This is a genomic window from Myroides marinus, assembly GCF_900109075.1.
Lineage (GTDB): Bacteria > Bacteroidota > Bacteroidia > Flavobacteriales > Flavobacteriaceae > Flavobacterium > Flavobacterium marinum_A.
In genome coordinates this window covers 1-25443 of record NZ_FNYS01000007.1, presented here as the reverse complement: position 1 = coordinate 25443, position 25443 = coordinate 1, and the positions used below count along the sequence as shown (strand labels likewise).

Annotated in this window: 22 protein-coding genes; 20 read left to right on the top strand and 2 right to left on the bottom strand. The window is 34.0% G+C overall.

All coding sequences use genetic code 11. From position 1 onward, the window contains the following. Position 1 precedes the first annotated feature (1 nt). The 3 genes from BMX53_RS09030 to BMX53_RS09020 all read left to right on the top strand — a co-directional run bounded on the left by BMX53_RS09030 (position 2) and on the right by BMX53_RS09020 (position 3472). A complete protein-coding gene (locus BMX53_RS09030) occupies positions 2-925 on the top strand; it encodes a homoserine kinase (protein WP_074745875.1) in 924 nt (307 codons plus the stop codon). Beyond that, complete coding sequence (gene thrC / locus BMX53_RS09025) at positions 922-2211, top strand: threonine synthase (RefSeq protein ID WP_074745873.1); 1290 nt, start codon at positions 922-924, stop codon at positions 2209-2211. Before BMX53_RS09030 ends, thrC begins: the two co-directional genes overlap by 4 nt. 532 nt (positions 2212-2743) lie before the next feature. Continuing rightward, positions 2744-3472: an MBL fold metallo-hydrolase gene (locus tag BMX53_RS09020; RefSeq protein WP_074745871.1), complete on the top strand. Its 729-nt coding sequence runs from the start codon at positions 2744-2746 to the stop codon at positions 3470-3472. 98 nt (positions 3473-3570) lie between these two features. Here BMX53_RS09020 and BMX53_RS09015 read toward each other — a convergent pair whose 3' ends face one another. Next, entirely contained in the window at positions 3571-3843 is a 273-nt protein-coding gene (locus tag BMX53_RS09015; protein WP_074745869.1) for a hypothetical protein, read from the bottom strand. A 370-nt stretch (positions 3844-4213) separates the two neighbouring features. On the opposite strand from BMX53_RS09015, the gene BMX53_RS09010 reads away from it, so the two are divergent. The 16 genes from BMX53_RS09010 to BMX53_RS08935 all read left to right on the top strand — a co-directional run bounded on the left by BMX53_RS09010 (position 4214) and on the right by BMX53_RS08935 (position 24013). Continuing rightward, the gene (locus tag BMX53_RS09010; RefSeq protein WP_074745868.1) at positions 4214-4726 is read left to right on the top strand and encodes a hypothetical protein; all 513 of its coding nucleotides are present in this window, start codon (positions 4214-4216) and stop codon (positions 4724-4726) included. A gap of 218 nt (positions 4727-4944) precedes the next feature. Next, positions 4945-5949: a UDP-3-O-(3-hydroxymyristoyl)glucosamine N-acyltransferase gene (gene lpxD, locus BMX53_RS09005; RefSeq protein WP_038987373.1), complete on the top strand. Its 1005-nt coding sequence runs from the start codon at positions 4945-4947 to the stop codon at positions 5947-5949. A gap of 185 nt (positions 5950-6134) precedes the next feature. After that, complete coding sequence (locus BMX53_RS09000; protein ID WP_074745866.1) at positions 6135-7484, top strand: sigma-54-dependent transcriptional regulator; 1350 nt, start codon at positions 6135-6137, stop codon at positions 7482-7484. A gap of 115 nt (positions 7485-7599) precedes the next feature. Beyond that, positions 7600-8205 carry a hypothetical protein gene (locus tag BMX53_RS08995; RefSeq protein ID WP_074745864.1) on the top strand — a complete coding sequence of 202 codons (606 nt, stop codon included), beginning with the start codon at positions 7600-7602 and terminating at the stop codon, positions 8203-8205. Beyond that, entirely contained in the window at positions 8193-8903 is a 711-nt protein-coding gene (locus BMX53_RS08990) for a DUF3307 domain-containing protein (RefSeq protein WP_074745862.1), read from the top strand. Before BMX53_RS08995 ends, BMX53_RS08990 begins: the two co-directional genes overlap by 13 nt. Before the next feature lie 544 nt (positions 8904-9447). Further along, the gene (gene kdpF / locus BMX53_RS19435; RefSeq protein ID WP_074746005.1) at positions 9448-9525 is read left to right on the top strand and encodes a K(+)-transporting ATPase subunit F; all 78 of its coding nucleotides are present in this window, start codon (positions 9448-9450) and stop codon (positions 9523-9525) included. A gap of 102 nt (positions 9526-9627) precedes the next feature. Next, on the top strand, positions 9628-11322 hold the full coding sequence (gene kdpA, locus BMX53_RS08980) for a potassium-transporting ATPase subunit KdpA (protein ID WP_074745861.1): 1695 nt from the start codon (positions 9628-9630) through the stop codon (positions 11320-11322). Between the two features lie 3 nt (positions 11323-11325). After that, positions 11326-13341, top strand: a complete 2016-nt coding sequence (gene kdpB, locus BMX53_RS08975; protein ID WP_074745859.1) for a potassium-transporting ATPase subunit KdpB — start codon at positions 11326-11328, stop codon at positions 13339-13341. A 7-nt stretch (positions 13342-13348) separates the two neighbouring features. Then, complete coding sequence (gene kdpC, locus BMX53_RS08970; protein ID WP_074745857.1) at positions 13349-13909, top strand: potassium-transporting ATPase subunit KdpC; 561 nt, start codon at positions 13349-13351, stop codon at positions 13907-13909. 1 nt (position 13910) lies between these two features. Next, a complete protein-coding gene (locus BMX53_RS08965; RefSeq protein WP_074745855.1) occupies positions 13911-15002 on the top strand; it encodes a porin in 1092 nt (363 codons plus the stop codon). Continuing rightward, positions 15003-16133: a histidine kinase gene (locus tag BMX53_RS08960; RefSeq protein ID WP_074745853.1), complete on the top strand. Its 1131-nt coding sequence runs from the start codon at positions 15003-15005 to the stop codon at positions 16131-16133. It abuts the gene before it with no gap. After that, on the top strand, positions 16130-17833 hold the full coding sequence (locus BMX53_RS08955) for a sensor histidine kinase (RefSeq protein ID WP_074745851.1): 1704 nt from the start codon (positions 16130-16132) through the stop codon (positions 17831-17833). The genes BMX53_RS08960 and BMX53_RS08955 overlap by 4 nt, the downstream gene beginning before the upstream one ends. A gap of 293 nt (positions 17834-18126) precedes the next feature. Continuing rightward, complete coding sequence (locus BMX53_RS08950) at positions 18127-20493, top strand: TonB-dependent receptor domain-containing protein (RefSeq protein ID WP_244154490.1); 2367 nt, start codon at positions 18127-18129, stop codon at positions 20491-20493. A 1-nt stretch (position 20494) separates the two neighbouring features. Continuing rightward, positions 20495-21784, top strand: coding sequence for a hypothetical protein (locus BMX53_RS08945; RefSeq protein WP_074745849.1), 1290 nt, complete (start codon positions 20495-20497; stop codon positions 21782-21784). Positions 21785-21794: 10 nt separating this feature from the next. Next, a complete protein-coding gene (locus tag BMX53_RS08940; protein WP_063175836.1) occupies positions 21795-22973 on the top strand; it encodes an alpha/beta hydrolase-fold protein in 1179 nt (392 codons plus the stop codon). A gap of 11 nt (positions 22974-22984) precedes the next feature. After that, the gene (locus BMX53_RS08935) at positions 22985-24013 is read left to right on the top strand and encodes a YncE family protein (RefSeq protein WP_063175835.1); all 1029 of its coding nucleotides are present in this window, start codon (positions 22985-22987) and stop codon (positions 24011-24013) included. A gap of 80 nt (positions 24014-24093) precedes the next feature. Here the strand turns inward: BMX53_RS08935 and BMX53_RS08930 are convergent, their stop codons facing one another. Next, complete coding sequence (locus tag BMX53_RS08930; protein WP_063175834.1) at positions 24094-25020, bottom strand: glycosyltransferase family 2 protein; 927 nt, start codon at positions 25018-25020, stop codon at positions 24094-24096. 329 nt (positions 25021-25349) lie between these two features. Between BMX53_RS08930 and BMX53_RS18990 the strand changes: the two genes are divergently transcribed. Then, the coding region (locus BMX53_RS18990) for an NAD-dependent epimerase/dehydratase family protein (protein WP_143061415.1) at positions 25350-25443 on the top strand (94 nt) is incomplete at its 3' end.

The following is a 25443-nucleotide window of genomic DNA, read 5'->3' as shown; positions in this document are numbered from 1 at the left end:
GATGAAACAAATTAAGATATTTTGTCCTGCTACAATCGCAAATCTATCATGTGGATTCGATGTATTAGGAGTGTGTTTAGACAATGTGGGTGATGAAATGATAATCGCCAAAACAGAAGAAAAAGGAGTACGTATTAAGGCTATCATTGGAGCTGACTTACCACTTGAGGTAGAGAAGAATGTAGCAGGAGTGGCTGCCTTAGCTTTGATAGAGAAGTTGCAACCAGATTTTGGCTTCGAGATTACAATCTATAAAAACATTAAGGCAGGTAGTGGTATAGGAAGTAGTGCTGCTAGTAGTGCTGGTGCTGTATATGGAATTAATGCTCTATGTGGTAGTCCGTTGTCTAATAAAGAGTTGATTTATTATGCTATGCAAGGAGAGGCCTTAGCAAGTGGTGCTCCTCATGCTGATAATGTAGCTCCTGCTTTATTAGGAGGGTTTGCATTTATACACAGTTATGACCCCTTAAATATTGTGCATATTAACGCTCCTGAGGAACTATATGCTACTGTTATTCATCCACAGATAGAGTTGAAGACAAAAGATGCTCGCTCTGTATTAAAACAAACAGTAACGCTAAAACAAGCCATTAAACAATGTGGTAATCTAGGTGGTTTGATTTGTGGACTATACACTTCAAATTACGAATTAATAGGAAACTCATTACACGATGAGTTCGTAGAACCAAAGCGTTCTTTATTAATTCCTAATTATGCAGAGTTAAAACAAGCTGCTTATGATGCAGGAGCATTAGGTGGAGGTATTTCAGGGGCAGGACCTTCTGTGTTTGCCTTGAGTAGAGGGAAAGAAGCTGCAGAGAAAGTAGCCCAAGCTATGCGTGAGGTAGTGAAAGATGCAGATTACGAATGTGATATTCACGTATCACCTATTAATTCACAAGGAATAAAAGTATTGCCATGAGATATTACAGTTTAAATAACCCACAGATTACGACTTCTTTTAGAGAAGCTGCTATACAAGGTATTGCGGAGGATAAAGGACTGTACTTTCCAATGGAAGTCCCTCGATTAGACAAAGCCTTCTTTGACAATATAAAACAGTTGAGTAAAGAACAAATAGCTTTAGAGGTTATCACCCCTTTTGTTGGAGATGATATTGACCAACAGGAGTTATTGCAAATCGTAACAGAGACTTTAGCTTTTGATTTTCCTGTAATACCTATAGATAAAGATGTCTATACGTTAGAGCTATTTCATGGACCTACATTGGCATTTAAAGATGTCGGAGCAGGGTTTATGTCAAGATGTTTGAGAAGCTTTGTCAAAGGCAAAAAAGAGAAAGTGACTATTCTTGTTGCTACTTCAGGGGATACAGGAGGAGCAGTAGCACATGGTTTTTATGATGTAGAGGGGATAGAGGTTGTGATTCTTTATCCAAAGGGAAAAGTGAGCAGTATCCAGGAGAAACAGTTGACTACATTAGGTAAGAATATTAAAGCTATTGAAGTAGAAGGTAGTTTTGATGATTGTCAAGCAATGGTAAAAAACGCTTTTTTGGATGCTGAGTTAAAAGAATGTAGATTGACTTCAGCTAATTCTATTAACGTTGCACGTTGGTTGCCACAGATGTTCTACTACTTTTTAATGTATAAAGAACTTCAGCATTTAGATAAGCCATTAGTTGTCTCTGTGCCTAGTGGGAATTTTGGCAATATCTGTGCAGGAATGCTAGCACAAAAAATGGGCTTGCCAATAGCTCATTTTATTGCAGCTACGAATGCCAATGATACGATACCGCGTTTCTTTTCTAATAAAGCTTATGCACCTAAGCAAACTATAGAGACGATATCGAATGCAATGGATGTGAGTGATCCAAGTAACTTTGTGCGTATTCTAGAGCTATTTGCTAAAGATGCTGAGGAGTTACATCAGGATTTATCAGCTTATTCGTTTACAGACGCACAGACTCTAGCGATGATAAAGGAACAGTATCAGAAAGATGGTTATATGTTAGATCCTCACGCAGCTGTAGGATATCTTGGAATAAAGGAACATGCTAAACAACACGATGATTTCACAGGTGTATTCTTAGGGACAGCACATCCTGTTAAGTTTCCTGAATGTATAGAGGATTTATTAAAGATAGAAATCCCAATACCTGAGGGATTAAAAGAAATTATGAATGGAGAAAAGAAAAGTACAGTGATTAAGAACTATGAGGAACTAAAGAATGTACTATTGAAATAGAGTGAAATTTTAAATGTTTTAAAGGCTTGTTTTATCATTAGATAGAACAAGCCTTTTTTGTGTATATTTGTTGTAAATCAACTGTTTATTTCTGTGTTGGCCTAACATAAAATCCTTTCTTTTCTTCACCTCGAAAGGTTTAATTATTTTTTTGACTTTATGTAGTAGCTCTAATCGTTAAGTTTTTTTAGGGTTTTAGTTTGAATAACTCCGTTGTGAGTTCGTGATGAGTCCGTAGTGAGTCCGTTAAAATAATAGAAATAACGGAGTTACTGCGGACACATAGTTAAGTCACTATTGAATCATTGTGTATAAAACAGAACTGAGACTAAATGGGATATAGAATAATAAAGGAATTGAAAATAATAGAGTGTTCTTTTGAAAGGATATAGAAAGAAGTAATCCCTTGTTGTTGAGGTAATACAAAGGTACGTTTTTTATAAAGATGATTAAGATATATAGTATATTCTATGTTCAATCTTAGCAATTTGGTGATTCTCCTTATCTTTGTATTCTTAAACTCACAAAGACAATGATTAAAGTAGTTCCTCTAAAAGAAGGAGATTTTTATGAAGATGAGGTAAAAAACTTTTTGCCAATAGGAGATAAAGTATTAACCACAGAAATACAGTTGGCTGTTCAGCCCTTCTTAATAATTACAGATACACATAACACGCTTTTAGATGTAGGATTAGGGTATAATGAAGATGGAAAGTACAAGATAGATGAGTTATTAGCAAAGGAAGGATTAACTCCTCTGGATATAGACAGAATACTATTATCACATTTACATAAGGATCATATCAATGGATTGGTAGAAGAGACAGATAGTGGATATGTATGCCGTTATCCCAATGCGAAGATTTATATACAGCGTAGAGAAGTTGCTTTTGCAGAATTATCCATGGATGATGTGTCTTTTGATTACGATATTTTAGATGAGGTATTAGCATTGCCTAATATTATTTGGATGAATGAGGATAAAGGAGATATTGATGAGCATTTCTCATATCAAGTAGTAGGAGGACATTCACCTTATATGCAGGTGTTTTGGGTAAAAGAGGATGATCAAATTATCTTTTATGGAGCAGACAATTTACCAAAATACAATTACTTAGAATACAATATGGCCTTTAAGAGTGATTATGACGGTAAGCTAGCCATGAAATGGCGTACAGAGTGGAAGATACAAGTGGAAGCAGAACATTGGACTGTGCTGTTCTATCATGATATGGAGAAGACAATGTATAGTTGTGAGTAGACAGGGTAATACTGCTAAAAGAAGTAAGATAAGCATTAATAATTAGCTTAATCCCCTTGTAAGTAATTATTAAAAGAGGATTAATACTAAAAGACTACTTAAAACTGATGCTTAATATTGTTGTTTATTAACCATGTATCCAAATTATAAATACATCCTCTTACAACTTCAATTTCCTTATAATATGGAATCCTACTAGGGCTTTCTAAAATAATGTTATCAATAATAATACTTTTTATTAATTGTAATTGATTATCAGAGTAAACTTTTTCAATCTTATTGATAAGGTTTATAAGGTTATTTGCTACGTAAGCAGTGCGTCTTATTTGATCCAAGTATTTCATCATAAAAGCATTTTCTAGTTTTGCCATAACGTTATTGTTTAAAATATTATTCTACAAAATTATTTCTTATTGGAAAATGAAAAAAGGACACTAAATCTCTAATTAATAAATTGGCAATATGTAAATCATTGTAAATTAATGTGTTATTTTTTGTAAAAGGGACAGTTTTTTGACCCCCCCCCTTCAAACCCTTATAAACACTGGGCTTAGAATAGGGACACTTTTATAATTTTTAAGAAGCCTTTATTAGGTATAATTCTGAAAATAGTTAAGCTTATTAAATAATACCATCTTCTACGATATAGAGAAGACAATGTATAGTTGTGAGTAGATAATATATAGGTAAATCCCTTAAACTGTTGTATATTAGGTACTCTAATACCTTAAAAGAGTAGCTATGAGCAAGAAAGATCTGTTTACTGCATTATTAAAATTGATAGGGTTTTATACCTTCTTTACTTATCTAGTTTCGTTACTAAATACAGTGTTTTATACAATAGTTCAGGATGGAACTTCACTTAGTGAACAAAAAATAGAGATAGGGTATTACCTTATTTTTATAGTGTGTTCACTTGTCTTGATGTTATTTGCAGAAAAGATAGTCGGGGTATTTCGTTTAAATAAAGGATATGAAAGAGACTTTATTGCCTTAGATAATATGAAAAATGTCGATATTGTCAAGATAGGAATTTTTATTCTAGGTATAATACTTGTAGCAAGTAATCTGTCTTATATGATATTGTGGATTATACAGCGATTTGCTACAGCAGTCAGAAATGGAAATATGCTTCCTTTTGACATCTATAGTTCTTTTACTGCTTTTGCTAATTTAATATTAGGGTTCTTAATGATTACCAACTTCGGTAGAATAGCAAAGTGGTTTGTCAAGTGGAATAAAGAAGAAGAATAGGGATAACGATAATGCTAATGGCTACTCTATTACAGAGTAGCCATTTTTTATTGTTTAGAATGGCTTAAAGTAAATAAATAGTGATTATTTTTTTAGTGATTGATAACTTTTAAAAGAAATTGACTTATTATTATTGAAAATAAAATAATTTGATTTTGTATTGTAATGTTTTTTGTTTTTCTTCGTTTTAATTAAACAAAATACCAAAAACGAAATTTATGAGATCTTATTCACTAAATGAATTAAACGACGTTCTTAATGGAACTGTTATAGGCAGTACATTAAAACAAATTAAAGCAGCAGAGCAACTGGAGAAGGCAGAGGACTGGCAGATATCTTTTATTGGAAATAAAAAATATGAAAGATTATGGAATGATTCAAAAGCTTCTGTAGCTATTGTAAATAAGGACATATCAATCTTACCTGGTGATGATAGAGCTTTTATAAAAGTGGATAATGTAGATCTTGCTTTAGCGAGATTATTAACTTTATTTGCACCTAAGATGCCTGAGTTCATAGTAGATATTCATGATAATGCGAGTATTGCAAGTTCTGCAGTGATTGGTGAAGGAGCTAAGATCGGTGCTGGATGTGTTGTAGGAGAAAATGTAGTTATAGGAAAGAATGTTATTATGTATCCTAATTCTACTGTTTTAGATGATAGTAAAATAGGTGATCACACTGTCTTATGGTCAGGAGTGGTAGTTCGTGAACGCAGTAAAATAGGATCGCACTGTATTTTGCACCCTAATGCAGTAATAGGAGCAGATGGTTTTGGTTTTTGCCCATCTCCTGAGTTTGGATTAGTAAAGATTCCACAGATAGGAAATGTAGAAATAGGAAATTATGTAGAAATAGGAGCAAACTCTTGTGTAGATAGAGGTAAGTTTAGTGCTACTATTATAGGTGATGGATGTAAGATTGATAATTTAGTGCAAATAGGACATAACTGTGTATTAGGTAAGTTCTGTGTAATGGCTGGTAACAGTGGATTAGCAGGTTCTGTAACGTTAGAAGACTTTGTAGTTATCGGAGGTAGTGCTTCTATCAAAGATCACGTTACGATAGGTCAAGGAGCTGTAGTAGGTGCAGGTTCTGGAGTGACTGGTGATGTAGCTGCTGGTAAGACCGTATTAGGATATCCTGCTCAAGAAGCAAAGACTACTTTAAGACAATGGGCTGCTTTAAAACAGTTAGTGACAAATAGAGGAGTGAAGAATTAGTATATTCATATTAAGATCAAAAGCGATTAATCTTTGTAGGTTAATCGCTTTTTTTTATAGGTGTTTATTTCCCCCTAACTAAGAAGTTGGATACTCTTATAGCATCTTAGTAAAATATGGGATTATTTATAGAGTTATCTTCCTTTCTTTATACCTTTAGCACGTATTATTATTTAACTATAAATATGGCTCTACAAAAGATTTTAGTGGTTGATGATGAAGAGAAATTGCGCAAGCTGTTATCTCGTATTATTGAGTTAGAAGGTTTTGAAGTTCATCAGGCTGAAGATTTAAAATCTGCTACTAAAAAGTTGGCACAAGTACCAATAGACGTTGTTTTATGCGATGTGAAGTTACCTGATGGTAATGGAGTCGCTTTTGTAGAACAAGTTAAGTTAACGCATCCTACAGTTGAAGTTATATTACTTACAGCGTATGGCAATATTCCTGATGGGGTACAAGCGATTAAGAATGGTGCTTTTGACTATATTACTAAAGGAGATGATAATAATAAAATACTTCCTCTACTATATCGTGCCTTAGAGCGTGTAAGTATTAATCGCAGTCTGGAACAGACTAAGGTAGTTGAAGAAGAAGATACAACAGGCTTTGATCAAGTAATCGGAAAGTCACAGGCATTTATGGCTGCTATTCATTTGGCAAAAAGAGTAGCTCCTACTAATGCTACAGTATTACTAACTGGTGAAACGGGTACCGGAAAAGAGGTATTCGCTCAGGCAATACACCGTGCAAGCACAAGAGCTAAACACAACTTCGTTGCTCTAAACTGTTCTGCTTTTAGCAAAGATCTGTTAGAGAGTGAATTGTTTGGTCATAAAGCGGGTTCTTTTACTAATGCAACTAAAGATCAAAAAGGATTGTTTGAAGAAGCACATCAAGGAACAATCTTCTTAGATGAGATAGGAGAGATGCCTATAGAGCTCCAAGCTAAGTTACTTCGTGTGTTAGAGACAGGAGAGTTTTTAAAAATAGGGGAAACTAAACCAACTAAAGTAGATGTACGAATTATAGCAGCTACGAATAGAGATTTCGAGAAAGAGATAAAAGAAGGACACTTCAGAGAGGATTTGTACTACCGTATTTCTGTATTTGAAATTGGGCTACCTGCTTTGCGTGAGCGTATAGATGATATTCCTCTGTTGGCTGAACGTTTCAGAAAACAGTTTACAGAAGAACAACGCAGTACTGTAACTTCTATATCTAAGGAGGCTTTAGAAGCTATGAAACTTTATTCTTGGCCTGGTAATATCAGAGAGTTACGCAATGCTATGGAACGTGCTATTATCTTGTGTATGCACACTTCGCTTCAGGTAGAGGATATGCCTTATGAAGTACAACAAAAGCATATACCTACGGGTGATAAGAATATTGCTTTGGATTTAGCAACAGTAGAAAAATTACATATCCAAAAGGTATTGCAACACACCAATGGTAACAAGACAAAAACAGCCGAACTGTTAGGTATCGCTTTAACGACGTTATATCGTAAAATGACTGAATATAATATTGGTTAATAGTAATTGGTTTAAAATGACCAATTATTGCAAATAGGTCTAAAAAAGCCAATTTTTATAACTTGGCCTTTTTAGGCCATTTTTTTATTATATTTGTATATAGATATGTATGATTATGATAGCAGTTATAACAGGTGATATAGTAAATTCAAGGAGCGTTAGCCCTCATGAATGGCAACCTCAGTTAAAGTCTTTTCTAGGAGAGAGGATTGATGATTCATCTAAATGGGAGATATATAGAGGAGATAGTTTTCAAATAGTAACTACGATAGATACAGCACTTGAATTAGTTTTGATTATAAAGGCACTTATTAAGCATATCAGTAGCCTGGATGTAAGAATGAGCATCGGTATAGGAGAACAAAGTTATACTTCTGATAAAGTGACAGAATCTTATGGACAAGCATTTATTTATTCAGGAGAGGCATTTGAGGAGTTAAGGGATAAAACATTACATATTAAAACTACTAACAAAGACTTTGATGAGTATTTTTATCCTATTCTTAGATTAGTTAGTTTTATTGCTGATCAATGGAAACCTGCAACAGCAGAAACAGTGTTTTATGCTTTGAGTAATAAAAGTATGTTGCAAAAAGAGATTGCTGTACTGATGAAGAAAGATAGTACTACCATCAATAAGGCTTTGAAAAGAGCGGCTTATGATGAGATCAACGATGTATTAAAATTATATTCTAATAAAGTAAAGTTATGCTTCTCCTAATTGTAAAAATAGTATTTGCTCATTTGTTAGGTGACTTTGTGTTACAGACAAATAAGATGGTAAAAGATATCAATGAGAAAGGAATAAAGTCAATAGCCTTATTTGCGCACACTGCTATTCATTTGATTCTTTTATTGGTTGTTACTGGTTTTGAGAGTAAATATATTTTAGGCGTGTGGATGTTGGGGTTCTCTCATTTAGTTGTAGATATATTTACTAAAATATACTTGGCAAAAAAGATAAACTCTATTAAGGTATTACTACTTGATCAAGTACTTCACGCATTGTGTATAGCAGGTTTTGTTTACTATTATTATCCTTATGCTATTGATTGGGATATAGTGATAGGTAAAAGTGCTATAGCTTTGTATAGCGCATTAGTATTGTTAGTGTACGTTTCTCCTATTGTTATAAAGAAAATAATAGAACAGTTTAAGTTTACTGTGCCAAATAATGGTTTAGATAACGCAGGAAAATACATTGGTATTTTAGAACGACTATTCATCTTCTTGTTTGTGGTATTACAGCGATGGGAAGGAATAGGTTTTCTATTAGCAGCTAAGTCTATCTTTAGATTCGGTGATCTGAAAGCAAATAAAGAAATAAAACTAACAGAATATATATTGATTGGTACTCTAATCAGTTTTGGAATGGGTATCGGAATAGCTTTACTGTATAATTTGATTGTATCGCTTTAGATAGTTTGTTATCAAATATTATGTGATTTGAGATGCTGTACAATCAGAAAATATATTCATTTCGTATGTCTAGAGACCTAAAGTATTTTCATAAACAATTTATTATAATCTTCGAACGGATTGCAAATCCACACGATTACTACCTTATATAAATAAATTCCTTACCGAAAACCTTTCGTTTTGAAAGGCTAAAAAACATAAAACCCTATCGTTTTGATAGGGTTTCTTTTTTGGTATCTGTGCCAAGTATTTATAACTGACTGGAAGATAGCGATGTGTGTTTTTTGTGCCAAACTGGTATGGCATTCGCTTATACATTGGCAAAACAATACATAATGAAAACACTATACCCATTACAAAGTAGGCGTAACAAAGCGTTAGTAGCCCAACAAGAATTAGCGAAAGAAGCTATACCAACCAATCAAAACTTAACTTAAATAGAATATCAATGACAATTTTAGTGTGTATCGTTTTAGGCGTTGTGTGCTTTGTTTTGTTTTACAAAGCCATTCAGTTTTTTGAGAACTTATAATCTATTAATCCAATGATCTTATTATTAATTATTGCTTTAGCAGTATTTGTTTATCTGTGTTATGTCTTACTCAAACCAGAGAAATTTTAAAGACACCTTAACAGAAGTAGGTGTAACTCTATTAGTATTTACGATGGTATATGGCATCGTATGGCTAATTCATCAGATTTTATTATTAATTGATTAATTAAAATGAATACAGAAATAATCGGAATCATTGTCACATTTATATTGGCAATTGGAATTTCAATTCCCTTAGGGAAATATATAGCAAAGGTTTACGCAGGTCAATCTACGTTCTTAGACAAAGTAATGAATCCTCTCGAAAAACTGTTCTATAAGAGCAGTAAGATAAATCCTGAGGAAGGAATGGACTGGAAACAGCATTTAGTTGCTTTATTAACAATCAATGCCGTGTGGTTTGTAATGGGATTTGTCTTGTTATTGACACAAGGAGCACTGCCTTTTAATCCGGATAACAATCCAAGTATGTCACCAGACTTAGCATTTAACACTATTATCTCGTTCTTAGTAAACTGTAATTTACAACACTATGCAGGAGAGACAGGAGTAACTTACTTAACACAAATTTGGTTGATGTTCCTTCAGTTCGTAAGTGCAGCAACAGGTATGGCAGCAGCTATTACAGTGTTTGAAGCGTTTAAAAATAAAACAACGACACTATTAGGTAACTTCTATGTGTATTTCGTAAAATCGATTACACGTATCTTATTACCTATCAGTATCATTGTAGCAGCTATCTTAATCTTCCAAGGTACACCAATGACTTTTGAAGGAAAAGATAGTATTACAACAATAGAAGGACAACAAATAGAAGTATCAAGAGGACCAGCAGCAGCCTTTATAGCAATTAAACACTTGGGAACTAACGGTGGCGGATTCTTTGGAACTAACTCAGCTCACCCATTCGAGAACCCTACTTACTTAACGAATATGACTGAGATGATCGCTCAGTTGATTATTCCATTGGCTATGGTATTTGCTTTTGGATATTATATTAATCGCAAGCGTTTCTCGTGGATGATGTTTGGTGTAATGACATTGGGCTTCTTGTGTTTGGCAGTGCCTAACGTAATGATGGAAGCTAATGGTAATCCTAATATTGCTGCAATGGGAGTAGATAACTCTATCGGAGCGATGGAAGGAAAAGAAGTGCGTATAGGTGCGGCAGCATCAGGATTCTGGAGTATAGTAACAACGGTTATTTCGACAGGTTCGGTTAACTCTATGCACGATAGCTCAATGCCATTGTCAGGGATGAATCAATTGCTTGCGATGATGATTAACTGTTTCTATGGAGGGGTGGGAGTAGGTATTCTTAACTTCTTTGTGTTTATCGTATTAGCTGTGTTTATTAGTGGATTAATGGTAGGTAGAACACCTGAATTATTTGGTAAGAAGATAGAAGCAAAAGAGATGAAGATAGCGATGGTTATCGCATTAATACATCCTTTCTTAATATTGAGTAGTACAGCATTAGGAACAGCTTTCCCAGATATGACAAGAGATACTTTAAATAACCCATCGTTCCACGGATTTAGTGAGATACTGTATGAGTACACTTCATCTGCCGCTAATAATGGTAGTGGATTTGAAGGTTTAGGAGATAATACTCCTTGGTGGAACTTCTCTACGGGGATTATCTTATTAATGGGACGTTTCTTACCAATTATCGGACCTGTAGCATTAGCAGGTTTCTTAGCACAAAAAAGATATGTACCTGAAAGTGCAGGAACTCTGGCTACAGATACAACAACATTTGGAACTATAGTATTAACTGTGATTTTAATTGTAGCAGCATTAGCATTCTTCCCAGTATTAACCTTAGGACCAATTGCTGATTTCTTTACAACAACAAGTTTATAAAAAATGGCAACTCAAAATAATCAAGCTCTTTTTCAAAAAGAGGTAGTGATGAAAGCATTAAAAGAAGCTTTTATCAAATTAGACCCAAGAACACTATTCCGTAATCCTGTGATGTTTACAGTAGAAATAGGAACAGCTATTATGCTTAGTGTGTGTATATGGATATTATTTGGTGAAACAAGTCAAGGTAGCTTTGGCTATAATTTTACCATCTTCTTATTGTTATTTGTAACGCTGTTGTTTGCCAATTTTGCAGAAGCTATTGCAGAAGCAAGAGGAAAAGCACAAGCAGATAGCTTGCGAAAAACAAGAGAAGAAACACCAGCAACATTAGAAGATGGAACAAAAGTATCTTCTTCAGCTTTATTAAAAGGAATGGTGTATGTGTGTGTGGCAGGAGATGTAATCCCTGTTGATGGAGAAATTATAGAAGGGTTAGCAACTATTGATGAAAGTGCTATTACGGGAGAAAGTGCTCCTGTGATTAGAGAAGCAGGAGGAGATAAAAGCTCTGTAACAGGTGGAACAAAGGTCTTGTCTGATCGTATTAAGGTAAAAGTTACTGCACAAGCAGGAGAGAGTTTTTTAGATAAGATGATTGCTTTAGTAGAAGGGGCTAATAGACAGAAGTCTCCAAACGAGATAGCATTGACTATCTTATTAGCAGGATTTACTTTAGTATTTACTATTGTTATCATTACACTAAAACCTTTCGCCGACTTTGCTAATGTAGCAATCACTATTGGAGCGTTGATATCTCTATATGTTTGTTTAATTCCAACTACTATTGGTGGTTTATTATCTGCGATAGGTATTGCAGGTATGGATAGAGCATTAAGAGCTAATGTGATAACTAAAAGTGGTAAAGCTGTAGAGACAGCAGGAGATATAGATGTGTTGTTATTAGATAAGACAGGGACAATTACTATTGGTAACCGTAAGGCAACAAACTTTCACCCTGCCAATAATGTAGATAAGAGTGTATTAGTAAAAGCAGCTGTGTTGAGTTCATTAAGTGATGATACACCAGAAGGTAAGTCAATTATAGAATTGGCAGGAGTAGATCCTACTGATTTTACAGTAAACAACCCACGTTTTATTTCTTTTACTGCAGAGACGAGAAGTTCTGGTATTGATTATGACGATGTACGCATTCGAAAAGGAGCAGTAGATGCTATTAAAAATATCTGTGTGAATGCAGGTAATGTATTCCCTACAGAAGTTTCAGACTGTGTAAGAAAAGTAGCAGAGAATGGAGGTACACCTTTAGTGGTCTCTCAAAATGAGCAGGTGTTAGGAGTAGTAGAGCTACAAGACGTAATAAAACCAGGTATTCAAGAGCGCTTTGCTCGTTTGAGAAAGATGGGGATCAAAACAGTAATGGTGACAGGGGATAACCCAATGACAGCGAAATACATTGCTACAGCAGCTGGTGTGGATGATTTTATTGCAGAGGCAAAACCAGAAGATAAGATGAACTACATTAAACGTGAGCAAGCTGAAGGAAGATTAGTGGCGATGATGGGAGATGGTACTAATGACGCGCCTGCTTTAGCACAAGCCAATGTAGGGGTAGCTATGAACAGTGGAACACAAGCAGCCAAAGAAGCTGGTAATATGGTTGACCTTGATAATGATCCTACTAAGCTAATTGAAGTTGTAGAGATAGGTAAACAGCTATTAATGACTCGTGGTACACTGACTACTTTTAGTATTGCCAATGACGTAGCGAAGTACTTTGCTATTATACCAGCTTTATTTATTACAGCTATTCCAGCGTTACAAGGATTGAATATTATGAATCTACACAGTCCTGAAAGTGCTATCCTATCAGCTGTTATTTTTAATGCGATTATAATCCCTTTCTTGATTCCTTTGGCATTAAGAGGGGTAGCATATAAACCGATTGGAGCAAGTGCTTTATTGCGTCGCAACTTATTAATCTATGGATTAGGTGGAGTTATCGTACCATTTATCGGTATTAAGCTTATCGACCTATTCGTATCACTATTTATGTAATAAACAAATGAAAACAAATCTATTACCCTCTATTATATTAACGACAGTATTATTAGTGTTGTTGTGTGGTGCTTACCCTTTACTGATGTGGGGTATTGCTAAAGTTTCTCCTAATTCGGGAGAAGGATTTACGGTAGAAACTACTAATGGAAAGAACTATGTAAACATCGGTCAGACATTTAATTCTGATAAATACTTTTGGTCTCGACCATCTGCTGTGGAATATAATGCAGCAGGTTCTGGAGCAAGTAACAAAGCAACTACTAATGCAGAATATTTGGCAGAAGTAGAGAAACGTATTGAGGACTTTATGATTAAGAATCCAGAGGTGAAAAAAGAAGATATACCTGTAGATTTAATTACTGCCAGTGGTAGCGGATTAGATCCTAATATTTCGGTTCAAGCGGCAAAAATACAAATAGCTCGCATTGCTAAAAGTAGAGGAATAGAAGTAAGTCGTTTAGAGCAATTGGTTGCTGAACAAACACAACAACCTCTATTAGGAATATTAGGTCCACAAAAGATAAATGTATTAGAACTGAACATAGCATTAGATGCTTTAAAATAATATGAAAGAGAGAATTACTTTAGCGAGTGCACTTGTCATCGGTGCGCTTGCTTTTACACCTGTTCAAGCACAAGAACGCAAGTGGACAGATGATCTAAAGGTACAAGCATATGGAGAGTTGTATTATATGTATGACTTTAATCAACCTAAATCAGGACAAACAAACAATTTTTTATACTCTTATAACCGTCATAATGAGGTTAACTTAAACTTCGGAATGGCTAAGTTGAGTTACAATAAGGAGAGAGTAAGAGCGAACCTTGCTTTTATGGCAGGAACTTATGTGAAATCTAACTTGGCAAGTGAACCAGATGGTTTAAAAAATATTTATGAAGCAAATATTGGAGTGAAGTTATCACCAACACAAGAGCTGTGGTTAGATGCAGGTATTATGCCTTCTCATATTGGATTTGAGAGTAATATAGGGGCTGATATTATGACAATGACACGCAGTATGATGGCGGAGAATTCTCCTTATTTCTCATCTGCTGTTAAGTTATCCTATATCACTCCTAATCAAAAGTGGATGATGGCTATTCATGTAATGAATGGTTGGCAACGCATTCAACGTCCAGAAGGAAACTCAACAATAGCAGTAGGTCATCAGTTGACTTATACACCTAATATGAGATGGATGATAAACAGTAGCTCGTTTATAGGAAGTGATACTCCTGATGTAGAACGCAAGATGAGGTATTTTCATAACCTATATGCGTCATACCAGTTTGATGAAAACTTAAAGTTATTAGCTGGTTTTGATATTGGAGTTCAACAAAAGGAGAAGAATAGCCATGCGTATAGTAACTGGTATGCTCCCTTGATAATGGGACAGTACAAATTAAGTGATAAATGGCGTGTGGCAGCAAGAGCAGAATATTACTGTGATAAAGATGGAGTAATTATTAATACAGAGACAGCCAATGGCTTTCAAACTTTGGGGTATTCTGTCAATATAGATTATCAAATTACAGATGAGGTATTATGGAGAATAGAGGCAAGATCTTTAAATAGCAAGGATGCAATCTTTATCAGAAATGATAATCAAGTATCTGGACAAACATTTGTAGGAAGTACTATTTCAATTCGGTTATAAATGGAAGGAGAAACTCGTCAAAGTGCAGAAGATTTTTTAGCGCTTATTCGTCGTTCTAAACGAGGTAAGTTTAAGGTGTATATAGGTATGAGTGCTGGAGTGGGCAAAACCTATCGCATGCTATTGGAAGCAAGAGATTTGCAACGCAACGGCATCGATGTGAAGTTGGGGTTCATTGAAACACATAATCGCAAAGAAACTCATGCTCTCTTAGAAGGATTGACTATTATACCACGTAAAGAAGTTTTCTATAAAGGGAAGATGGTTGAAGAATTAGATTTAGAGGCAATTCTGAAAGACCGACCTGAGATAGTCATTATTGACGAATTAGCTCATTCTAATATAGCTGGAAGCAAGAATGCAAAACGCTGGCAAGATGTAATGGAAATATTAGAGGCAGGTATCAACGTGATATCTGCCTTAAATATCCAGCATATAGAGAGTTTAAATAATGCTGTGAAAGAAATTACTTCTATTGATGTGATGGAACGTGTACCTGATAAGGTATTACAAGAAGCAGATGAGGTAGTGAATATAGACCTTACTGCTGATGATCTTAGGGAGCGTTTAAGAGAAGGGAAGATATATCCTCCAGATAAAGTACCGGCAGCCTTACAAAATTTCTTTACATCATCAAATATTCTTCAACTGCGTGAATTGGCGTTAAAGGAAGTTGCTTCTCATGTGGAGAACAAGGTGGCATCTGAGGTTAGTATGTCTGTTTCGGCTAAACCAAGTCGGTTTATGGCTTGTATTAGTTCAAATGATAAGAACGCTAAGAATGTAATTCGCAAGACTGCTCGTTTGGCAAGTTATTTGAATTCTAAATGGTATGTACTCTATGTACAAACTCCTAAAGAACACCCTGATAAAATAGCCTTAGACAAGCAACGACATTTGATTAATAATTTTAAATTAGCTACAGAATTAGGGGCAGAGATTATTAAGAGTGAGCATCCAAATATTGCTAAAGCTATAATGACTCAGGTAGAACAACGACAAGTAACAACAATTTGTATAGGGAAACCTCGATTGCGTTTGTATCAGATTATTTTGGCAACTAATGTATTTAATCAATTGCTGAAGAAGTTGACTTCATTGCCAATTGATATTATAATCTTTTCGAAATGAGAATTAAAACAAAACTAACATTAGGATTAGGTTTATTATTTACACTGATTATCTTTTTAGGAGGTATAGGAGCAGTGTATATCCATTTTTTAAAATTAGATACGCGCAATATCTTACACGACAACTATAATTCGCTGTTATATGCGAAGAGTATGTTACGTGTATTAGATAAGTCTGGTGATAGTCGTTTGATACAATTTGAAGAGCAATTAAAAAAACAAGAGGGAAATGCTACCGAGGTTGGAGAGAAGGAAATGAATATAACCTTACGTGCTTATTTTGAAGCTTATAAACAGAATGGACAGAAGTTAGAAGACTTACTACAGATAAGAGAATGGCTGATTGAGGTAATGGAAGTGAATATGAAAGCAATTGAATTTAAGAGTGAGTTGGCCAATAAGACAGCTATACAAGCTACGATATGGATTGCTATAGCTGGAACAGCTTGTTTTGTGATTGCCTTGGGATTACTTATTAACTTACCTTCTAATATTGCAGATCCTATTCAGAAATTGACAGCCAGTATCAAGCAGATTGCCAGTAGTAATTATAAAGAAAGGGTGTTTTTAGATAAGAATGACGAGTTTGGTGAGTTGGCACAATCGTTTAATACGATGGCTCAGAAGTTAGAGGAGTACAATAGTAGCCACTTAGCTAAGTTGATGCGTCAGAAAAAGAGAATAGAAGCGCTGATTAATAGTATGTCTGATGTAGTAATTGGTTTGGACGAGAATATGCAAGTGATCTTTGTGAATGAAGAAGCATGCAAGGTGTTGGGATTGGCGGAAGAGGAGATGATAGGGAAGAATAGTAAAGACATCGCTATTTATAACGATCTGATGCGTATGTTATTGAAAGATTTAAATATTGATCAAATAGATAAAGAGCCACTTAAGATTATTCACAATGAGAAAGAGAATTACTTTGATAAGCAGTTTTTACACATTGAGATTACTCCGACAGGCGAAGAGCATAAAGAATTAGTTGGTCATGTTATTATTCTGAAAAATATTACTGAGTTTAAAGAATTAGATGCTGCTAAGACGCGCTTTATAGCCACTGTTTCACATGAGTTTAAGACACCTATCTCATCTATGAAGATGAGTTTACAATTGCTTAAAAATGAGCGAATAGGTGCATTGAATGAAGAACAGGGTACTTTAATAGATAGTATTCAAGATGATGCAGGTCGCTTATTAAAAATAACATCTGAGTTACTTAATCTAACACAGATAGAAAGTGGAAAAATAATGATGAATATGAAACCTGTTGATGTAAAGCAGGTTGTGCAATACGCTGTTGAAGCTAATCATATTCAGGCAGAACAAAAGGCCATAAAAATAGAAGTAGCCCTTCCTGAGAACTTGCAAACGATTAATATTGACTTGGAGAAAACAACTTGGGTGTTGACTAACTTAATTGCTAATGCGATTAACTATTCTCATGATTCTTCTGTTGTTGAGGTTTGTGTAGAACAAGAAGAACAAACAACTACAATAAGAGTGAAAGATGAAGGTATGGGAATACCTCCTGAGTATTTAAGTAAAGTATTTGATCGCTATTTTAGAGTGCCAGGTACACATAGAGAAGGTACAGGATTAGGACTTGCAATTAGCAAAGAGATTATTGAAGCACAAGAAGGAACAGTTAATGTGCTTAGTGAATATGGAGTAGGAAGTGAGTTTGTGCTGAGGTTTTAGTGTAAGAAAGATTAAAGAAATATATAAGCCTTGTAGTTAGTGTACTACGAGGCTTTTTTCATAACTGTTAAACAGTGATACTAAACTTTAACTTAAATAGATTATTTCTAGTTGATAATGGTATATTTTGATTTATATTTTTTCTATTTCTATACTTTTTATTTTTAATCATTCTTTATTGTGTATTATTTAGATTTGTTATAAGTCATATTAGTTTGTTATTTAGAATTATTCTTGTTAGTGATGTAAAATGATATACATTTGTCATTATTTAAAATAATTATAAATAACAAGTGAGAGCACTTTCTAAGTTTACATTGCTGATGACCATTGCTGCTACATCCTTAGGGTGGGCACAGGTAAGAAAGAGTATTATCATTAGAGATTACAATAATCAAGTGATAAAAAATGCTGTTGTTAGTATCAATGATCAACAACAGAAAACAGATAATCTAGGAAGAGTACAGTTTGACTTGAAGATAGAGGATGATTACACGTTGCAAATCTTCGCTGATAATTATCGCAGTGTTTTACAGACATATGCTACTGTAGATTTAATTATGAACTCTTTTTATTTAGAGGTAGATAATACTGTATTGTCAGATATTATAGTACAAACTAAAGACGAGCAGAAGAATAGCAATAGAGGGATTATTCGCGCTGTTACAGTAGATACTAAGAGTGAGGTACTACGTCCTACTTCTCTAAACGACATGATGAATAAAACCACAGGAGTACGTGTGAGGCAAGGAGGAGGACTGGGGTCAGAAATGAGTATTAACTTAAACGGTTTTCAAGGGAATGCAATACGCTTTTTTAAAGATGGTATTCCACTAAATTATTTAGGACAAGGCTATAATTTGTCGAATGTACCACTAGATGTTCTAGATAAAGTAGAGGTGTATAAGGGGGTTATTCCTGTGCATCTTGCAAGTGATGCTTTGGGGGGAGCAGTTAATCTAGTTTCTTCTAATGTACAAGCCAATCAGTTAAGAGCTTCTGTAGAATATGGCTCTTTTAATACAGTACGTTCAGCTGTTAGAGGGCATTATAATTTTAATGATCATCTGTATGCAGGTGGTGAGGTATTTTATAATTATTCAGATAATGACTATAAAATAAACAATCCAGATACTGAACTGACAAAGACACATAGTAAAGTAAGGTTGTTTCACAATCGCTATAAACACTTCTATGCTAATGCTTATGTAGGGGTTAATAATCTATCGTGGACAGATAAGGTAGAGTTAGGACTTAGCTACTATAACATAGACAAACAACTTCAGAATAGCCCTACTTCAATGGCTGTTCCTTATGGAGGTATTCAAGATAAACAACACAGTGTTATTCCAACACTGAGATATAAAAAGCAGTTATTTAACGACAAACTTTCGATAGATCAGTTTCTTTCTTATAACGTAGTAAAATCACAAGCGATAGATACGCTAAAGGGAAGGTATAATTGGCTTGGGGAGTTCACACCGAGAGGGTATAGAGGAGAGGGAGATATGCCTATGGATGCGGATATAGATATGACTTTCTTTACTTCTCGAACTTTAATAGGATATAAGATAAATCCTTCACATCAGTTGTGGTTAAACAATACCTATAACTATACTAAACGCGAAGGTAATGATCCTTATGGACGAGTGATACAAGATTTAAATCAAACTGTGATAGAATTGCCTACTCGATATAAAAAGAATGTATTAGCGGTAGGGATAACTAGTCAGTGGTTGGGTACTAAGCTAGAGACTAATGCAATCATGAAGTTGTATAATTATTCGAGTAGAGGATTAAATACGGCGAGTAATGTAGACTTATCAGCTAGAGATATTCACGAGGTGTCAGACAATGCTCTTGGATGGGCATTAGGATTAAAGTATAAGTTAAACGATCAATTAAATCTTCGATTTTCTATAGAAGATGCCAGAAGATTACCAGGATACACAGAGTTATTTGGGGACTATATTTTTATAGCATCTAATTTTAACTTAAAGCCAGAACAGAGTGTCAATTTAAATTTAGGAATAGAGAAAGAGGTGGGTAACTTCCAGTATAGTTTTAATAGTTTTTTCAGACATACAAAAGATATAGTTGTTTTAGTTTCGGGTAACCCACCTCTCTCTGTTTACGTGAATAAAGAAAAAGCAAATGGTTATGGATTTGAAGGAGATCTTAGCCTAAAAGTAGCAAAGCATTATAAATTTTATGGAAACTTTACTTGGCAGAGTATCCGATATGGCGAGTTTAAACAAGCTGCAGATAAATGGCTAAAAGGCAATCGCGTACCTAATATCCCATATTTCTTTGCAAACGTAGGAGCAGAAGCTAAGTTTGATAATGTTATCAGTAAACAAGATCGATTAACAGCTTATGCTAATTTAAACTTTGTACGTGAGTTCTATATTCAGCCTATTGATAAGTCAATGGAACCAGATGGTTTCTTAGGATTATTTGGAAAGAGCAAAGGTGATGTGAAAAACATTGTACCTGACCAAACTTCTCTAACTCTGGGAACATTATATGAACTAAAAAAAGATGGAATATCTGTAGGAGTTGAGGTTCGAAATTTATTAAATCAAGACTTATACGATTATTTTAAAATACAAAAAGCAGGAAGAAGTATCTATTTAAAACTTAACTATAAACTAAATTAACATGAAGCTTATAAAACCACTATTATCACTGTCATTTGCTTTTGCATTAACGATGACATCTTGTTCTTCATCTGATGACAATAGTCCTGTAACACCTATAGATCCTGAGGTAAAACAGAGTCAATACTTTTTAATGACTTTATCGGAAGGAAAAGGACCTATTAAAAATGGTTTCTTAAAAGCATATAACACGTTACCTAAAGGGGCAATAGATAATGCAACAGGAAATACTACTGCAACCGGAGGAATGGGAGGTTACCGCCAGTATGGTAATCGCGTGTATAGAATGTTTGACGATAATAATTCGAGAGTATTAGGGCAGTTTGTATTTGATGAGAAAGGGTTTTATACAACTAAGAGTATAGCTGTAGAACCTAAGATAGCTGGATCAGGAAACTTTACCTTGACTAATGATTATACTACAGGTTATTACTTTGAAGGAGCTCAGCCTACACAGATACAGATATTTGATCCTGTAGGAATGGCAAAAAAAGGAATGCTAGGAGACTATACAGATCAGATTAATGCTCTAGAAATGAAGTTAAATCTACAAGGAGTAAACTTTAAAGCAATAGGGCAACATTTCTTAGCTATCAATGGGAATAAGTTATATGCTGATATCACATTCGGTAAAAATCAAGGAGCTCAAGGTGGAATGTTTGATGGAGTGTCTAAAGATGTACATATAGCAGTTATTGATTTGACTAATGGTAAGTGGATTGGAGATACTAGTGTTAAGAATACTGGTAATATCGCTTTCGTAGATGAGAATCCTCTATACTATTTTGACGAAAACAAAGATTTGTATTTCGTATGTCAAGGTATTAAAACAGGTGGTTTAGGAGATCAATCTAAGATAGCTCGTATTAAAAACAATTCAAATGAGGTAGACCAAACATGGGAGTTAGATTTTAATACCATGTTCAGCAATGTGTCTTCAGGTAAATTCTCAACTATCTATGTAGAGAAAGGTAAGATAGTAACTTTAGTAAATGATGTGCCATTAACTAATCCACAGACGATAAACTTAACGCCTATCTGGAAGTATGTGGTAATCGATATTAAGACTAAAACAGTTACACCTATTGAAATTGAAGGAGTAACATTAGTAGAAACACCTGCTGCTGCTTTAGGTGTATCTAAGATAGATAATAAGAAGTTTATACGTGTAGTAAATGACACGAAATTAGGTTACTATGAATTGTCAAACGATCTATTAAAAGCTACGCCTTCTATCGAAATTCAAAAAGGAGGAAAACCTCAAGGATTGTTTAAAGTTGATAAGTTATAATTAGAATTCGATGAAGAAATATGTGTTTATTGTTTTAATGATGGTTATGAGTATGCAAGCACAAAATAGTTATAAAGTAAGGTTTGAAGTATCAGTAGAAGATTTTGCTCATACAGATGAACGTATTTATCTAACAGGGAATTTTAATCAGTGGAATCCTCAAGATGAGAGGTATTTACTACAACGTGATAGTCAGGTTGCTAATCTATATACTATCGAGGTAGAGAATATTCCACATGGAGTACTTGAATATAAATTCACAAGAGGAACTTGGCAATCATTAGAGTCATCTAATGAAGGAAGGTTAGTTAATCTACATGATGTAGTAATTACTAACGATACAATATTACACAATACAATTCCTGCTTGGAGAGATCAGTTTAAAGCCTCTACCGCTCCTGATGATTTGATTGTTCTAAAGAACTTCTATATGCCTGAGCTTAATAGGGTGAGAGATATACGTATATACTTGCCTAAGGATTATGAATCTAGTCATAAAGAATATCCAGTATGGTATATGCACGATGGTCAAGATTTATTTGATGAAGCTACATCTGAAGGTAGGCTAGGGCCTGTAGAATGGGAAGTAGATGAGACAATAGAGCAGTATGGAGATCAATATATCATAGTTGGCATCGATCATGACTATGAAAAGAATTTGAGAGAGGTCGAGTATTCTTTCTTTTCTACGCAGAAAAATCCAAAAGTAGAAGGACAGCAGTATATTGCGTTTGTAGTTAAAACGTTGAAACCATATATCGACGCAACATATAGAACAAAGAAAGAGGTTAAGTACACTGGAATAGCAGGAGGATCCTTAGGCGGTTTGATATCACTATATGCAGGATTGACTTATCCTGAAACGTTTGGAAAGGTTGGTGTATTCTCTCCATCTATTTGGCAAGACGATGAGAATTTAGACAAGTATGTAGCTAGCTTAACATCTACTCAATTAGATAAAATACAACAACAAAAGTATTATATCTATGGAGGAGGAAGAGAAAATAGAAAGAAAGGAGATGGAAAAGTAGTGAAGATGGATGAGGATATCTTGAGGTTTCTAGAGACTAATCAAGGAAGATTAAAATTAAATCATCAATTAAATATTAATCCAAAAGGAAAGCACGGAGCTTGGTATTGGCAACAAGCTTTCAATTGGATGATCAAAACAGAAAGTAATAATTTTTAACCATAACAATTATGAGATATATTAAATCACTAACATTTTTCAGTGCTACAGTATTAGCAGCAATAGGAACAACTGCTACAGCACAATCTATAGATAAGAATAAGCAAGTAGGTAAAGGACTGTATGAGGTAACTTATAACAGTAAGGACAATGGAGTATATGTTGCTTCTGTACTTGACTTTAAAACTAAAGAGGGAACAATCTTTAAACTTAATGGGAATGATCTATCTGTAGAGAAAGAATACAGTGTGAATGGAAACCCAGTATTTGGGATTGCAGTGAATGAGACTTCTCAAAAAGTTTACGGAACTAATACAATTACAAATGCTGTAACAGTATTGGATCTAAAAACAGGGGCTACTAAAGTAATTCAAGGAACTAATGAAAGTGGGCATAATAGAGAGATTGCTATTGATGAAAAAACGAATACTATCTATGCTTCAGATACGCAAGAAGATGGTAAAGTGTGGATCATTGATGGAAATAAAGATGAATTAAAAGGATACATTGACAATACAGGAATTTTTACAGCAGGATTAACTTTTGACACTAAAACGAAGAAGTTATATGCTGTGAATATGGGAACAAATGAAGTAGCTATTATTGATCCACAAAGCAAAAAAGTGATTAAGAAGTTCGCTTCTGGAGGAGAAAGCCCAATTAACGTGTCTATTGATGAATCAGGAAGAAGATTATTTGTTACGAACTCTTCTACAGGGTTGACTGTATTAAATGCGGATAGTGGTGAGTTACTTAAAGTAATCAAGTTTAAAGGAGGTTCTCTAGGAGTAAATTACCTTCCAAAACAAGATAAAATCATTTTAGCAAATAGAGAAGGTGGTAAAACGGTTATTGTAGATGGTAAATCTTATGAAATCGTAAAAGAATTAGAAACGGGAAGTCATCCTAATACTGTAGCTGTAAATAAAAATACAGGTGTTGCATATGTTACAAATAAGACGAAACGTATGCCTAAAGTAGAAGGACAAGAAGCTCAGATAGATACTAATGGTGATACTGTTAGTAAGATTCAATTGTAAAATCAAAGCTCATCTATTATAATTAGGAAGTGGCTACTCTGTAATGGAGTAGCCACTTTTCTTTATTAAGAATAGCTATATTAAGCTTGTTTTTGTTTTTTTCCAAAAAGGAACTTGAAGATTAGTTCAAGTTTAGTTGATAGAAATAGTTTTTTATCACTTAATATAGAAGCTATAGTTATTTGATCTTTATCAATATTAAATCTCATTCTTTTTCTTATAAGATAACTTTTTCCATTGTTATATACTTCGTTAGCCTCATTGATCATTCCTTTTTTTAAGAAAAATTCTTCTCTTTCAAGACAAGCTTGATAATAGTCATTTATTTTGGTATAATTTATTGAATTGGTTATACTTCCACATCTATCTTGTCTATAGTAATACAATGGTAAATCAATATATTTTATTTTTTTAGATTTATCAATAAAATGATGGACTGTGGCCTCATCTTCATGATATTTCCCATGTGGATATCGTAAATCTTCCCATATTTCTTTTTTAAAAAGTTTACCCCATGAAACAATTACTAATGGTCTTTTAAAATTATTAAAAGCTTTTAGTAATTCTAGTGATGTAAATGATATAGATTTTACTTTATTGCTCTTATTCAAATAAGATGAAAGAACAGGGGAACCTGTTATATAATAAGTTGCATCACAAAAAATAAAATCATTATCGTCTAAGTTTTTGAAAAGAATTTCAAAATAATGATGATCAATGAAGTCATCTGAATCAATGAATGAAATGAAATCTCCAGTAGCATGATCTAAACCAAGATTACGAGCAGAAGAAAGTCCTCCATTTTCTTTCTCTAGGAATAAGATTCTAGCATCTTTAAGAGCATATTCTTTGCAAATTAGAGCGGAGTTGTCTTTTGAACCATCATTGACAACTATGATTTCGAGATTTTGATAGGATTGGTTAATAATAGAATCTAAACATTCTGCAACATAATCTTGTACATTATATACTGGAATGATGACAGATATCAATGGGGTTTTTTCCATAGAAAGTATTATATTAAAATACTGAGTAACTAATTTTCGTTAAAGGTATAAAGTATTTGAAAGGAATGAAAGTAAGAATGATTAATTATTTTTAAAAGACTTGTTAATGCTTTCATTATTATCTAGTATAGATGTCTAATATAGTATATAAAAAGACAAATGTTGATTAATTAAAACAAGCTATTTACTAAGTTTATTCAAATTGAATAGTGTTTTTAAGAGTAAAGACTTAAATTTGTTGACAATCTTAACAGTCATAAGTGATCTGAGAGTATTTTGTAGTAAAGGTTATTTGTATCTAAATGAATTAATGTATTATAATTAGTTAAATGAAAAAGATAGTAATTACAGGGGGGGCTGGGTTTATTGGATCCCATGTTGTTAGACAATTTGTAAATAAATATTCAGAGTATCACATTTATA

Excerpts from the sequence above, each read along its gene's own strand:
- thrC (WP_074745873.1), top strand. The coding sequence starts at position 922 with ATGAGATATTACAGTTTAAATAACCCACAGATTACGACTTCTTTTAGA.
- kdpA (WP_074745861.1), top strand. The coding sequence starts at position 9,628 with ATGAATACAGAAATAATCGGAATCATTGTCACATTTATATTGGCAATT.
- BMX53_RS09015 (WP_074745869.1), bottom strand. The coding sequence starts at position 3,843 with ATGGCAAAACTAGAAAATGCTTTTATGATGAAATACTTGGATCAAATA.
- BMX53_RS08935 (WP_063175835.1), top strand. The coding sequence starts at position 22,985 with ATGAGATATATTAAATCACTAACATTTTTCAGTGCTACAGTATTAGCA.
- BMX53_RS09020 (WP_074745871.1), top strand. The coding sequence starts at position 2,744 with ATGATTAAAGTAGTTCCTCTAAAAGAAGGAGATTTTTATGAAGATGAG.
- BMX53_RS08960 (WP_074745853.1), top strand. The coding sequence starts at position 15,003 with ATGGAAGGAGAAACTCGTCAAAGTGCAGAAGATTTTTTAGCGCTTATT.
- BMX53_RS08930 (WP_063175834.1), bottom strand. The coding sequence starts at position 25,020 with ATGGAAAAAACCCCATTGATATCTGTCATCATTCCAGTATATAATGTA.
- BMX53_RS08940 (WP_063175836.1), top strand. The coding sequence starts at position 21,795 with ATGAAGAAATATGTGTTTATTGTTTTAATGATGGTTATGAGTATGCAA.
- BMX53_RS08995 (WP_074745864.1), top strand. The coding sequence starts at position 7,600 with ATGATAGCAGTTATAACAGGTGATATAGTAAATTCAAGGAGCGTTAGC.
- BMX53_RS08955 (WP_074745851.1), top strand. The coding sequence starts at position 16,130 with ATGAGAATTAAAACAAAACTAACATTAGGATTAGGTTTATTATTTACA.
- BMX53_RS08965 (WP_074745855.1), top strand. The coding sequence starts at position 13,911 with ATGAAAGAGAGAATTACTTTAGCGAGTGCACTTGTCATCGGTGCGCTT.
- BMX53_RS08990 (WP_074745862.1), top strand. The coding sequence starts at position 8,193 with ATGCTTCTCCTAATTGTAAAAATAGTATTTGCTCATTTGTTAGGTGAC.
- lpxD (WP_038987373.1), top strand. The coding sequence starts at position 4,945 with ATGAGATCTTATTCACTAAATGAATTAAACGACGTTCTTAATGGAACT.
- BMX53_RS09000 (WP_074745866.1), top strand. The coding sequence starts at position 6,135 with ATGGCTCTACAAAAGATTTTAGTGGTTGATGATGAAGAGAAATTGCGC.
- BMX53_RS08945 (WP_074745849.1), top strand. The coding sequence starts at position 20,495 with ATGAAGCTTATAAAACCACTATTATCACTGTCATTTGCTTTTGCATTA.
- kdpF (WP_074746005.1), top strand. The coding sequence starts at position 9,448 with ATGATCTTATTATTAATTATTGCTTTAGCAGTATTTGTTTATCTGTGT.
- BMX53_RS09010 (WP_074745868.1), top strand. The coding sequence starts at position 4,214 with ATGAGCAAGAAAGATCTGTTTACTGCATTATTAAAATTGATAGGGTTT.
- kdpC (WP_074745857.1), top strand. The coding sequence starts at position 13,349 with ATGAAAACAAATCTATTACCCTCTATTATATTAACGACAGTATTATTA.
- kdpB (WP_074745859.1), top strand. The coding sequence starts at position 11,326 with ATGGCAACTCAAAATAATCAAGCTCTTTTTCAAAAAGAGGTAGTGATG.
- BMX53_RS09030 (WP_074745875.1), top strand. The coding sequence starts at position 2 with ATGAAACAAATTAAGATATTTTGTCCTGCTACAATCGCAAATCTATCA.